Genomic DNA, 13641 nt, shown 5'->3' with positions numbered 1-13641 from the left:
AGGGGATGGATCGCGGCTAAAACACCTCCGCTTTTCTCCTCTTCACCAGGGCGCGCGCGGCGTCCAGCGGCGGCGGCTCCAGCGTGCGTCCGGTGGCGGCGCACAAAAATTCCTCGCGCATTTTCGGGGTCCAGAACTTGTTGATGTGGCCCGCGATGGCGCCGGGCGCCGTGTCGCCGTAAGCCTTGTAGTAATCGGCGATCTGGACGGCCATGCGCAAAAGTTTCGCTTCCGTGTCGTGCGCAATTTCGCTCATGAAACATTCCTGTGACAAGAGGCGTTCGTCTCGGCGATATCGCCGACGAAAACCGCAAAACTGTCGGCGCGGGCGATGGCCGCCAGCGTCAGCCCCAACGCTTCCGCCCGCTCGATGGCGAGGCCGGTCGGCGCCGAAATGGCGGCGAGCAGGGGCGCGCCGAAGAAGGCGGTTTTTTCCACCATTTCGAACGAGGCGCGGCTGGTGACGACGACAAATCCCTCGCGCGCGTCGAGCCGAGCGCGCAGCGCCGCGCCGATGCATTTGTCGAGCGCGTTGTGGCGGCCGACATCCTCGCGCGCCACCAGGATCGAGCCGTCGCGGGCGCAAAAGGCGGCGGCGTGGACGGCGCGGGTCGCGGCGTTGAGCGGCTGGTTCGCCGAGAGATGGCGCAGCGCCATGAACACCGCCTGCGCCTCGACGGGCGCGGTCTTTTCGACGGGCCGCGCCTGCGGCAGCATGTCGGCGCTTTCGACGCCGCACAACCCGCAGGAACTGCGGCCTTCGATGACGCGCCGCCGCGCCAGATGCCCGCTCATCTTCTCCGGCGCAAGGCGGATGTCCACGGCGAGGCCATGGCCCTGCGGCGACACGTTGAGCGCACGAATATCGTCGGCGCGTGCGATCAAACCTTCGGTGAGGGAAAAGCCGTAGGCGAAATCCTCGGTGTCGCCGGGGCTGGCCATCATCACGGCATAGGGCACGCCGCCGTAGAGAAAACTGATCGGCGTTTCCTCGGCGACGGCGCGCTCGCCCGTGTGCGTCAAACCGTTGGCTTCGAACACCTTGGTTGGGATTTTCCGCGCGGCGAAAATCTCACTCTGCGGCATCGATCACCTCCAGGCGGCGCAGCGAAAAATCCTCGTCGGCGTTGCGCTGCTGCCATTCGGACAGGGAGTTCGTGCGCCGCACCTCCACCGCCGTCACCTTGTATTCGGGACAGTTGGTCGCCCAGTCGCTGTTGTCGGTGGTCACGACATTGGCGCCCGAGCCCGGATGATGGAACGTCGTGTAAACCACGCCGGGCTGCATGCGCTCGCTGATTTTCGCGCGCAGCGCGACGTCGCCGGCGCGCGAGGCCACCGACACCAGTTCGCCGTCGAGAATGCCGCGCTGTTCCGCGTCGAACGGATGGATTTCCAACACGTCCTCGGCATGCCAGGCGCTGTTTTCGGTGCGCCGGGTCTGCGCGCCGACATTGTATTGCGACAGGATGCGCCCGGTGGTGAGGATCAGCGGGAAGCGCGGGCCGCTGCGCTCGCTGGTCGGCACATATTCGGTGAGCATGAACTTGCCGGCGCCGTTGACAAAACGCTCGACATGCATCATCGGCGTGCCGTTTGGAGAAGCCTCGTTGCACGGCCATTGCACCGAGCCCATTTCGTCGAGCTTGGCGTAGCTGACGCCCGCGAAAGTGGGGGTGAGCGCGGCGATCTCGTCCATGATTTCGGACGGGTCCGCGTAGCTCATGGGATAGCCGAGCGCGGTCGAGAGCTCGCAAATCGCCGCCCATTCGTCTTTTCCGGACAGCGGGGTCATCACTTTTCGCACGCGGTTGATGCGGCGCTCGGCATTGGTGAAGGTGCCGTCCTTTTCCAAAAAGCTCGCGCCTGGAAGGAAGACATGCGCGAACTTGGCGGTCTCGTTCAGAAACAAGTCCTGGACCACCACGCATTCCATGTTTTTCAGCGCGGCGGAGACGTGATTTGTGTTCGGGTCGGATTGCGCGATGTCCTCGCCGTGGACGAACAAACCCTTGAAGGCGCCATCGAGCGCTTCGTCGAACATGTTGGGAATGCGCAGGCCCGGCTCGTCGTCGAGTTTCGTCGCCCAGCGCGTCTCAAAAACAGAACGCACCGCGTCGTTGGAGACGTGGCGGTAGCCGGGGAACTCGTGCGGGAACGAGCCCATATCACAGGAGCCCTGCACATTGTTCTGTCCGCGCAGCGGATTCACGCCGGCGCCGACATGGCCGATGTTGCCGGTGGCCATGGCCAGATTCGCCAGCGCCATGACGGTGGTCGAGCCCTGGCTGTGCTCGGTGACGCCGAGGCCGTAATAGATCGCCGCGTTCTTCACGCCGGCGTAAAGCCGCGCCGCCGCGCGCACCTCCGCCGCCGGCACGCCGGTGAATTGTTCGGTGTACTCGGGCGAATTCTGCTCCAGCGCAATGAAGCGCGCCCAGGATTCAAAAGCGTCGCGGTCGCAGCGCGCGGCGATGTAATCCTCCTTGAGCAGCCCTTCGGTGACGATTACATGCGCCAGCGCATTGACCACGGCGACATTGGTTCCCGGCATCAGCGCCAGGTGATGCGCCGCCTGCACATGCGGCGTGCGCACCAAGTCGATGGCGCGCGGATCGATCACGATCAGCTTGGCGCCCTGGCGCAGCCGCTTCTTCATCCGCGAGCCGAACACCGGATGGGCGTCGGTCGGGTTGGCGCCGATCACCAGCATCACATCGGCCTCGTCGACCGACTTGAAATCCTGCGTGCCCGCGGAGGTGCCGAGCGTCACCGACAGGCCGTAGCCCGTGGGCGAGTGGCAGACGCGCGCGCAGGTGTCGATGTTGTTGTTGCGCAGAGCGGCGCGCACCATCTTTTGCAGCACAAAAACTTCTTCGTTGGTGCAGCGCGAGGAGGAAATGGCGCCGACGGATTCGCGGCCGTATTTGGCTTGCAGACGCTTGAACTCGGACGCGGTGTGCGCGATGGCCTCCTCCCAGCTCACCTCGCGCCAGGGATCGGTGATTTTTTCGCGAATCATCGGCCGGGTCTTGCGGTCCTTGTGGGTCGCATAGCCGTAAGCGAACCGGCCTTTGACGCAGGAATGGCCCTCGTTGGCCTGGCCTTGCTTGTAGGGGACCATGCGGATCAGCTTTTCGCCGCGCATCTCCGCCTTGAACGAACAGCCGACGCCGCAATAGGCGCAGGTCGTCACTTTCGAGTGTTCCGGCTGGCCCTCGGCGATCACGCTCTTTTCGATCAGCGTCGCGGTCGGGCAGGCCTGAACACACGCCCCGCAGGAGACGCATTCGCTGGAGAGAAAATCGGTCGGACCCGAGGCGATGCGCGAGTCAAACCCGCGTCCGCTCGCGGTGAGCGCGAAGGTGCCTTGCACCTCCTCGCAGGCGCGGACGCAGCGATAGCAGACGATGCATTTGGCGGGATCGTAGGTGAAGTAGGGGTTGGACGCGTCCTTCACATCCTTCAGATGGTTGGCGCCGTCGCCATAGCGCACCTCGCGCAAGCCGACTTCGCCCGCCACGTCCTGCAACTCGCAATCGCCGTTGGCGGCGCAGGTCAGGCAGTCGAGCGGGTGATCGGAGATGTACAGCTCCATCACCCCGCGCCGCAGTTTTGCCAGGCGCTCGGTCTGGGTGCGCACCACCATGCCCTGTTCGGCGGGCGTGGTGCAGGAGGCGGGCGTTCCCCGCCGCCCCTCGATCTCCACCATGCACATGCGGCAGGAGCCAAAACTTTCGAGCGAGTCGGTGGCGCAGAGTTTTGGGATGTTGACGCCGCGCAGCGTCGAGGCGGCCATCACCGAGGTCCCCTTGGGGACAGTGACCTGCTCGCCGTCTATGGTGAGGGTGACGGTTTCGACATTGGTCCGGATCGGCGTGCCGGTGTCCAGTTCCTTGATCAACATGGAACGCTCCTATTCGGCGGCGTTTTTGTGCGCGACGGTCTCTTGTGGTCCCTTGGAGAAATCTTCGGGAAAACGATTGAGGGCTGACAGCACCGGATTGGGAACCAGCCCGCCATGGGCGCACAGCGACCCCGCGGTCATCACGTCGCAGAGATCGCGCAGCAGGGCGATATTCTGTTCGACGCGCTCGCCGGCGATGATTTTTTGCAAGACCTCGCCGCCGCGCGTCGCGCCGATGCGGCAGGGGGTGCATTTGCCGCAGCTTTCCTCGGCGCCGAAACGCATGGCGAATTTCGCCATTTTCGCCATGTCGACGGTGTCGTCGAACACGACGATGCCGCCGTGGCCGAGCATGGCGCCGTTGGCCGCCAGCACCTCATAGTCCATTTCGAGATCGAGCTGGCTTTCGGTGATATAGGCGCCCAGCGGCCCGCCGATCTGCACCGCGCGGATCGGCCGTCCCGAGGCCGTGCCGCCGCCAAACCCTTCGACGATTTCGCGCAGCGTGATGCCGAACGCCAGTTCGATCAGCCCGCCGCGCTGGACATTGCCGGCGAGCTGCACCGGCAGCGTGCCGCGCGATTTTCCGCTGCCGAAATCGGCATAGGCCTGGCCGCCCTCGGCGAGGATGAAGGGGACGGCGGCGAAGGACAGCACATTGTTGACCAGCGTCGGACGCCCGAACAGCCCATGCAGCGCGGGAATCGGCGGCTTGGCCCGCACCAGCGCGCGCTTGCCCTCCAAACTTTCGATCAGGGCGGTTTCCTCGCCGCAGATATAGGCGCCGGCGCCGATGCGCTGTTCCAGGCAAAAAGGCTTGCCCGGCCCAAAAGCGTTCTCGCCGATCCATCCCGCCTGTTCGGCGAGCGCGATGGCGCGCGCCATGACCTTCGCCGCGTGCGGATATTCGGAGCGCAGATAAATAAAACCCTTGTCGGCGCCGACGGCATAGGCGGCGATGGCCATGCCCTCGATGAGCATGAACGGATCGCCTTCGAACACCATGCGATCCGCGAATGTGCCGCTGTCGCCTTCGTCGGCGTTGCAGATCACATATTTGCGGTCGGCCTGCGCATCATGAACCGTCTTCCACTTGATGCCGGTGGGAAAGCCGGCGCCGCCGCGACCGCGCAGGCCCGAGGCGCGGACCTGCTCGACCACTTCGGCCGGAGACATGGCGAGGGCGTTGCGCAGGCCCCTAAAACCGTCCTTTTCCTCGTAGTCCGAAAGCGACAGCGGATCGATCACGCCGCAGCGCGCGAAGGTCAGGCGCTGCTGGCGCAGCATCCACACCATGTCGGCGACATGGCCGAGTTTTAAGGGGTGCTCGGCGCCGGCCAGGGCGCCGGAGTCGAACAGCGAGGGCACGTCCTCGGGGCGGACCGGGCCGAAGCCGACGCGTCCCTTCAAGGTTTCGATTTCGATCAGCGGCTCCAGCCAGAACATGCCGTGCGAGCCGACCCGCTTGATGTCGATCGGAACGCCTCGGGCTTCGGCCTCGCGGCCGAAGGCCGCGACCAGCCGCTCCGCGCCGAGCGACAGCGCGGCGGCGTCCGCCGGGATGTAAACGGTCAGGGTCGTCATGGAGCGACTCCTTCGCGTGCGGCGCGGGCGTGCAGGGCGGCGAGAGACTCGTCGGTCAGCGCGCCGAACAGCTCGCCGTCGTAGAGGGCGTTGGGGCCGAGCGCGCAATTGCCGAGGCAATAGACGGTCTCGACCTCCACGCCCTGGTGAAACCCGCCGTCGATCTTGCAGCCGGTTTTCGTTTCAAAACGCTCGGCCAGCGCGTCGGCGCCCCGCGCCTGGCAGGCCTCGGCCAGGCACAGTTTTATGGTGCGCCCGAGCGGCTTCTGCTTCTTGAAATCCTTGTAGAAGCTTAGGGTTCCAAAAACTTCGGCCCGCGACACGTTGAGCGCGCCGGCGATGATCGCCACCGCGCGCGGATCGACATAGCCAAATGTTTCCTGCAGATCGTGCAGGATCGGCAGCAGCGGTCCTTCCAGTCCTGATTTTGCGTCGACAAGCGCTTTCGCGCGCGGTTCGTCCCACGCCAGCGGTTTTTCCATCCCTGAGTCCTGCATTTTTTATGGTTTTGCAGATTGAACCCGATTGAAACGGTAAGGTTCGTTTGGCGCAAATGAATTTTTCTTAAGACGTGATAGACGCTGTCTATCAAGCGCCAGAGGCAGTGCTTAATCCAGCAATCTGAAACTCGTGCGCTCGAAAACCTTCTGGTCCAGTCCCGGCAGCCAATTGAAGGCGCCGGGCTCCAAGAGGTCGGAATCCGACACGAGCTTGAACTCCGCCGACCACATCGGCCGCGTCAGGGGGAAGGTCTTGCCGTCGGCGTTGCGCAAGCGGATGGTGATGCAATAGACGAAACGGGCGGTTTGCGTCCTGTTCTGCTCGGTCAGCGCCAGGGCGGCCACAGAGCGCGGTCTGCCGTCTTCTCCGTTCAGCGATGCGACTTGCGGAGGTTTGATCTGCTCATGCACCTCCAGGCCGGCGCCCAGGCTGAAATTCTTGATTTCGATTTCACCGCCCTTGACGGTGAAGGGCGGGATGTCGAGCCTGATGACGGACATGTCGCCGACGCAGCGTTGATTGTCGAAACGGTTCGTCGAGGGGTTCATGGGGTCGGCCGCCTGGGTGTATTGCTCCAGAGGGTAGGATGAATAATCCGTGGCGCCCGGCTGGAACACCACCAGCGAGACCTCGTCGATCACCAGGTTCCGGTTTCCCGCATTGGCGAAATTGACGTGCGAAAAATACTTCGTCGATATCTTGAGGTCGTCCTTCTTCATCGAGACGTAGTCGCCAAATCCATCCTGCGAGACGATCAGCGCTTCGGTTTGCTTGATCGAGGTCACGTAGAAATTGTAGATGGAGATGACGAAGGACGAGACCGCGATGAACGTCGTCACGCTGATGGAGAACCTGGGCTTGCGATCGCGGTCGGAGGCCGCGCTTTCGAGTTGAGCCTGTTCATTCATGTGATGGCTCTCGGCAACGAAGTGTTTGTCAATGCATAGCGCAAAATTGTCCTCCAGCCGAACCCCATGTCAAGCGCCGGGGAGGCGCAATTATCACCTTTTCGTCATCATTCGGCCGGGCTTTCCGCCGCGCGCTGACCCTTCCAGTTCGCCCGCTTGCGCTCCATCCACAGGCTGAAGCGGTCGAGATAGAGGTAGATCACCGGCGTCGTGTAGAGCGTCAAAATTTGCGACACCAGCAGGCCGCCCACAATCGAAACGCCCAGCGGCCGGCGCACCTCGCCGCCCTCGCCAAAGCCGATCGCCAGCGGCACCGCGCCGAGCACAGCCGCGAAAGTCGTCATCATGATCGGGCGGAAGCGCATCAGGCAGGCTTCGTAAATCGCCTCGAACGGCGACAGGCCGCGCTCGCGCCGCGCGTCTATGGCGAAATCGACCATCAAAATCGCGTTTTTCTTGACGATGCCAATCAGGAGCACCACGGCGATGGCGGAGATCACGGTGAATTCGATGCCGAACGCCATCTGGCCGATCAGCGCGCCCAGGCCCGCCGAGGGCAGGGTGGAGAGGATGGTGATCGGATGGATGGCGCTCTCGTACAAAATGCCGAGCACGATGTAGATCGACAGGATCGCGATCATCAGCAGCAGCGGCATGTTCGAAAAACTCTCCGCGAACATGGCGTTGGCGCCGTTGGTGACGGGGTGGACGCTCGCCGGCATGTGGATGTCCGCGGCGGCGGCGCGAATCTCCGCGTCCGCGTCGGATTCGGTGTCGCCGAGCGCGAGATTGTAGCTGATCGTGGTGGTGACGAAGCCGCCCTGGTGGTTGACCGAAAGCGGCGTGTTGCCCCGCTCGTAACGGGCGATGGCCGAGAGCGGGATCATCGTCTCCTGCGCGGTGGAGACGGCGGCGCCGGCCGAGGCCGAACTGCGGCCGCTCGCCGCGAGCGCGTTGGTGGAGGCGTTGCGCGCGGAATCGAGGCTCGCCGATCCCGCCGCCGCCGTGGTGTCGCCGGATTTGGTCACCGCGCCCGACGGCAGGTTTGTCGTCGCCGATCCTTTCGCGGCGCCGCCCGCCGTCGAGATATAGATTTCGTCGAGCATGGACGGGCGCTTGGTGTAGCGCGGGTCGATTTCCATGACGACGTGATATTGGTTGATCGGGGCGAAAATCACCGACACCTGACGCTGGCCGAAGGCGTCGTAAAGCGTGTTGTCGATCATCGCCGGCGTGATGCCGTAGCGGGCGGCGGCGTCGCGGTCGATCACCAGGTCGGTTTGCAGCGCCTTGGTCTGCTGGTCGGAGGTCACATCCTTGAGCCGGCCGCGTTTTTGCAACTGGTCGACGAGTTTTTGCGCCCATTCGTGCAGTTCCGCCGTGTCGTCGGCGCCGAGCGTGTACTGGAATTGTGCGGAGGAGCTGCGCGGCCCGCGCGACAGGTCCTGCGCGGGGAAGAAGTAGAGGCGCCCGCCCGGGACGTGGTTGAGCTTGGGCCGCAGGCGCGCGATCACCTGGTCGGCGGTGAGCTTGCGCACGCCGAGCGGTTTGAGCGCGGCGAAGACGGTGGCGGTGTTGACGGAACCAAAACCGCCGCCGCTGCCGGCGCCGGTGAAACCGACCACGGTCTCGATGTCGGGGTCCTCCTTGACCACGCGAACCAGCTCTTCCAGCTTGGCGCTCATCGCGGCGAAGGAAATGCTCTGGTCGGCTTCGAGCCGGCCGATCAGGCGCCCGGTGTCCTGCTGCGGGAACAGGCCTTTTGGGATGTGCTTGTAAAGCTGGACATTGGCCACGACCACCAGGATCAGGCTGACCACGATCAGTTTGGGATGGCGGAGCGCCACCAACAGGGTGCGGCCGTAAAGGGCCTGCGTCGCGGCAAAGGCGTTTTGCAGGGCGCGGGCCATGCGGCCGTGACCCTCGCCCTCCCGGCGGCGCAGCAGCAGCGCGCAGAGCATGGGCGTGGTGGTGAGCGAAATCACCAGCGAGATCATGATGGCGACGGTGAGCGTCATGGCGAATTCGCGGAAGAACGCGCCGATGATGCCGCCCATGAACAGGATGGGCGCGAACACCGCGACCAGCGACAGGGTGATGGAGAGCACGGTGAAACCGACCTCGCTCGCCCCGACCAGCGCCGCCTGCCGGGGCGGCATGCCTTCGTCCAGATGGCGCTCGATGTTCTCGACCACGACGATGGCGTCGTCGACGACAAAGCCGGTGGCGATGGTCAGCGCCATCAGCGACAGCAGATTGAGGCTGTAGCCGAGCAGGTACATGGCGGCGAACGTGCCGATGATCGACACCGGCACGGCGATGCTCGGGATCAGCGTGGCCCGGCCGTTCTGCAGGAACAGGAAGACGACAAGGGTCACCAGCGCGATCGAGATCACCAGCGAAATTTCCGTGTCCTTCAGCGAGGCGCGGATGGTGATGGATCGGTCCATCGCCGTGTTCAGCACGACATCGCCGCCGAGCGCGGCGGCGAGGCGCGGCAGCTCGGCTTGGACCGCATCCACGGTGGAGATGATGTTGGCGCCGGGCTCCGCCGTGAGAATGGCGAGAATGGCGGGGACGCCGTCGGCGAAACCGGCGTTGCGCAGGTCCTCGACGGAATCCACGACCTCGGCGACATCGGACAGCCGCACCGCGTTGCCGTTGCGATAGGCGATCACCAGCGGGCGATAATCCTCGGCATGCGACGCCTGATCGTTGGTGTAGATCTGGTAGGAGCGCGGCCCCTGTTCAATGACCCCCTTGGGCGCGTTGGCGTTGGCGGAGGCGAGCGCGGCGCGCACGTCCTCCAGGCCGATGCCATATTTGAACAGGGCCTGCGGATTGAGTTCGACGCGGACGGCGGGCAGCGTCGAGCCGCCGATCAGGACCTGGCCGATGCCGGGGATTTGCGAAATGCGCTGCTGCAGGACGTTGGAGGCGAGGTCATAGAGCTGGCCGCGCGTCAGAGTCTTGGATTTCAGGCTGAGGATCAGGATCGGCGCGTCGGCCGGGTTGAATTTGCGGTAAGTGGGGTTGGAGCGCAGGGCGGTGGGCAGGTCGGCGCGCGCGGCGTTGATGGCGGCCTGCACGTCGCGCGAGGCGCCGTCGGGGTCGCGGCGGATGTTGAATTGCAGGGTGACGCGGGTCTGGCCGAGGCTCGATTGCGAGACGATGTCGGTGACGTCGGCGATCTGGCCGAGGTGGCGCTCCAGCGGCGCGGCGACGCTGTTGGCCACGGTCTCCGGGCTGGCGCCGGGCAGGGCGGCGTTGACGGTGATGGTGGGGATGTTGAACTGCGGCAGCGGCGCCACCGGCAGCAGGTAGAAGGAAATGGCGCCGGCGAGCGCGATGCCCAGCGTCAGCAGGATGGTCGCCACGGGGCGGCGGATGAACGGGGCGGAGATGTTCATCTTTTTCCGCCCGCCCCCGATCCGGGCGACGCGTTGCTCCCGATTGGTCTCGGTTCGTCATTGCGAGCGAAGCGAAGCAATCCACCCGGCGACTGCGCCTCGCGATCGGTTTCGACGCGCGCCCCACGGCCCGCGTTTCGGGCGAGACATTTGGTGGATTGCTTCGCTTCGCTCGCAATGACGGCGCGGAAATCGAAAACGCCCATCATGCCAGCGGCTCCGGCAACGCATCGTCCGTTGGCTCGTGGCGTTGTCCGCCGCCGAGCCTTTGCGCCAGCCGGTCGAAATAGAGATAGATCACCGGCGTGGTGAACAGGGTCAGGATCTGGCTCACCACGAGGCCGCCGACGATGGCGTAGCCGAGCGGCTGGCGCAGTTCGTGGCCGACGCCGTTCCCCAGCATCAGCGGCAGCGCGCCGAGAATCGCGGCGAGCGTGGTCATCAGGATCGGGCGGAAGCGCAGCAGGCACGCCTGCCGGATCGCCTCGACCGGAGGCAAGCCCTCGTCGCGTTCGGCCTCCAGGGCGAAATCGATCATCATGATCGCGTTTTTCTTGACGATGCCGATCAACAAAATGATGCCGATCACCGCGATAATGTCGAGGTCGTAGCCAAACAGCATCAGCGTCGCCAGGGCGCCGACGCTCGCCGAGGGCAGGGTCGAGAGAATGGTCACCGGATGGACAAAACTCTCGTAGAGCACGCCGAGCACAATATACATGGTGGCGATCGCCGCCATGATCAGCAGCAGCTGGTTGACGACATTCGACTTGAAGGCCGCCGCCGCGCCCTGCCACGCCAGCAAGAATGAGTCGGGCAGGCCGATGTCCTTGGCGGCGCGATCCACCGCCTCCACGGCTTCGCCGAGCGAAACCCCCTTGGCGAGGTTGAAGGAAATGGTGGTGGCGGGAAACTGCGCGAGATGGGTGACGACCAGCGGCCCGTTGCGCTGTTTCATCGTCACCAGCGCCGACAGCGGCGTCTGCCGGTTGGTCGCGGAGGCGTTGGAGGGCAGGTAGATGGAGTCCAACCCCTTGAGCGAGGTGCGGACGGACTCGTCGCCTTCCAGAATCACCCGGTACTGGTTGGACTGGCTGTAAACGGTCGAAATGATGCGCTGGCCGAACAGGTCGTAGAGCACGTTGTCGATGCTCGCCATGGTGACGCCGAAGCGCGCCGCCGCGTCGCGGTCGACGACGAGGTCGAGCGCCGCGCCGCCCTGCTGCATGTCATTGGCGACATCGGCCAGCTCCGGCGACTGCCGCAGCCGCTCCGTCAGTTTCGGGGCCCATTCCTTGAACAGCTTGGAGTTCGCGTTCTCCAGCACGAATTTATATTGGGCGCGGGTGACCGAGGCGTCGATGGTCAAATCCTGCGCCGGCTGCATGTAGAGTTTTGCATCCGGGATTTCGGACGCGGCCTTGGTCAGCCTCCGGATGATTTCGGCGATATTGTCCTTGCGCTGGCCCTGGGGCTTCAGATTGATGAGGAAGCGGCCCGAGTTGAGCGTGAGATTGCCGCCGTCGACGCCGACGAACGAGGACAGCGAGGCCACGTCCTGGTCCTTCAGGATGATCTCGGCGAGCTCGCCTTGCAGCCGCACCATTTCGGGGAAGGAGACGTCCTGCGGCCCCTCCGACATGGCCTGAATCACGCCGGTGTCCTGTTGCGGGAAAAAACCTTTTGGAATCGCGACCCAGAGCGCCACGGTCACGCCCAGCGTCGCGATCGCCACCATGAGGGTGGCGAACTGATGGCGCAGCACCACGTCCAGCATGCGCGCATAGCCCGAGATCATGCCGTTGATGACGCGCTCGGCCCCAAGATCGAACCAGCCGCGCTCGGAGTCCGGCTTGCGCTTGATCAGCCGCGCGCACAGCATTGGCACCAGCGTCAGCGAGACGATGGCGGAAATGATGATGGTGATGGCGAGGGTCAAAGCGAATTCGTGGAACAGGCGGCCGACCACTTCCTGCATGAACAGCAGCGGAATCAGCACCGCGATCAGCGAGACGGTGAGCGAGATGATCGTAAAACCGATCTGCGCGGAGCCGCGCAGCGCCGCCTGCATCGGACTGTCGCCGCGCTCGACGTAACGGGCGATGTTCTCGATCATGACAATGGCGTCGTCGACGACAAACCCGGTCGAAATGGTCAGCGCCATCAGCGACAGATTGTCGAGGCTGAAGCCCAGCAGATACATGATTCCAAACGTGCCGATCAGCGACAGCGGCACGGAGAGCGACGGGATCAGCGTCGCGGGCAGGGTGCGCAGGAACAGGAAGATGACGGCGACCACGAGGATCACCGCCAGGATCAGCTCGAACTCGACATCGGCCACGGAGGCGCGGATGGTGGTGGTGCGGTCGGTGAGCACGGCCACGTCCATGCCCGCCGGCAGGTCCGAGAGCAGTTGGGGCAGCAGTTTGCGCACGCTGTCCACGGTGGCGATGACATTGGCGCCGGGCTGGCGCTGGATGTTGAGCAGGATGGCCGGGGTGCGGTCGGCCCAGGCGGCGAGGCGGGTGTTTTCGGGACCGTCGACGACGGTGGCGATGTCCTTGACCCGCACCGGCGCGCCATTGCGATAGGCGACGACGACCTCCGCATATTGGGCGGCGTTGGCGATCTGGTCGTTGGCGGCGATGGTCGAGCTTTGCGTCGGCCCATCAAAACTGCCCTTGGGAATGTTGACATTGGCGTTGGCGAGCGTGGTGCGCATGTCGTCCACCGCCAGCCCATAGGCGGCGAGGGCCGCCGGATTGAGTTTTACGCGCACGGCGGGGCGCTGTCCGCCCGCGATGGAGACGAGGCCGACGCCCGGCTGTTGCGAAATCTTTTGCGCCAGCCGCGTCTCGCTGATGTCGCGCAACTGCGTCAGCGGCAGGGTTTTCGAGGTCACCGCCAGCGTCAGGACCGGCGCGTCGGCCGGGTTGACCTTGGCATAGATCGGCGGCGCCGGGAGATCGGAGGGCAAAAGACTGTTGGCGGCGTTGATCGCGGCCTGGACCTCCTGTTCGGCGACGTCGAGCGACAGGGACAGGCCGAATTGCAGAGTGATGATCGAGGCGCCGGCCGAACTCGCCGAGGTCATTTCCGATAAGCCCGGCATCTGGCCGAGCTGACGCTCCAGCGGCGCCGTCACGGCGGAGGTCATCACCTCCGGGCTGGCGCCGGGATAAAACGTCTGGACCTGGATGGTCGGGTAATCGACCGAGGGCAGGGTGGCGAGCGGCAGGAACCTGAACGCCGAGAGGCCCGCCAGGATGATGGCGATCATCAGCAGCGTGGTCGCCACCGGCCGCCGGATGAAGGGCGCGGAGACGTTCAT

The 13641-nt window shown here is 64.7% G+C and carries 8 protein-coding genes; all 8 read right to left on the bottom strand.

Annotated elements, in window-relative coordinates:
• Nucleotides 1-16: 16 nt before the first annotated feature.
• A complete protein-coding gene (locus tag GJ654_RS09085; protein ID WP_155445840.1) occupies nucleotides 17-256 on the bottom strand; it encodes a formate dehydrogenase subunit delta in 240 nt (79 codons plus the stop codon).
• Nucleotides 253-1086 (bottom strand): formate dehydrogenase accessory sulfurtransferase FdhD, encoded by an 834-nt coding sequence (fdhD, locus tag GJ654_RS09080; RefSeq protein WP_155445839.1) that lies wholly within the window; start codon nucleotides 1084-1086, stop codon nucleotides 253-255. The genes GJ654_RS09085 and fdhD overlap by 4 nt, the downstream gene beginning before the upstream one ends.
• Nucleotides 1073-3907 (bottom strand): formate dehydrogenase subunit alpha, encoded by a 2835-nt coding sequence (gene fdhF / locus GJ654_RS09075; protein WP_155445838.1) that lies wholly within the window; start codon nucleotides 3905-3907, stop codon nucleotides 1073-1075. Before fdhF ends, fdhD begins: the two co-directional genes overlap by 14 nt.
• 9 nt (nucleotides 3908-3916) lie before the next feature.
• Complete coding sequence (locus tag GJ654_RS09070; protein WP_155445837.1) at nucleotides 3917-5491, bottom strand: formate dehydrogenase beta subunit; 1575 nt, start codon at nucleotides 5489-5491, stop codon at nucleotides 3917-3919.
• Entirely contained in the window at nucleotides 5488-5973 is a 486-nt protein-coding gene (locus GJ654_RS09065; RefSeq protein WP_155445836.1) for an NAD(P)H-dependent oxidoreductase subunit E, read from the bottom strand. The genes GJ654_RS09070 and GJ654_RS09065 overlap by 4 nt, the downstream gene beginning before the upstream one ends.
• Before the next feature lie 126 nt (nucleotides 5974-6099).
• Nucleotides 6100-6900: a hypothetical protein gene (locus GJ654_RS09060; RefSeq protein WP_155445835.1), complete on the bottom strand. Its 801-nt coding sequence runs from the start codon at nucleotides 6898-6900 to the stop codon at nucleotides 6100-6102.
• 107 nt (nucleotides 6901-7007) lie between these two features.
• The gene (locus tag GJ654_RS09055; RefSeq protein WP_155445834.1) at nucleotides 7008-10310 is read right to left on the bottom strand and encodes an efflux RND transporter permease subunit; all 3303 of its coding nucleotides are present in this window, start codon (nucleotides 10308-10310) and stop codon (nucleotides 7008-7010) included.
• Nucleotides 10311-10515: 205 nt separating this feature from the next.
• Complete coding sequence (locus GJ654_RS09050) at nucleotides 10516-13641, bottom strand: multidrug efflux RND transporter permease subunit (protein WP_155445833.1); 3126 nt, start codon at nucleotides 13639-13641, stop codon at nucleotides 10516-10518.

Source organism: Rhodoblastus acidophilus, assembly GCF_009720655.1.
Taxonomy (GTDB): Bacteria; Pseudomonadota; Alphaproteobacteria; order Rhizobiales; family Beijerinckiaceae; genus Rhodoblastus; species Rhodoblastus acidophilus_A.
The sequence above is the reverse complement of the archived record's forward strand: the minus strand, read 5'-3'. Positions and strand labels throughout refer to the sequence as shown.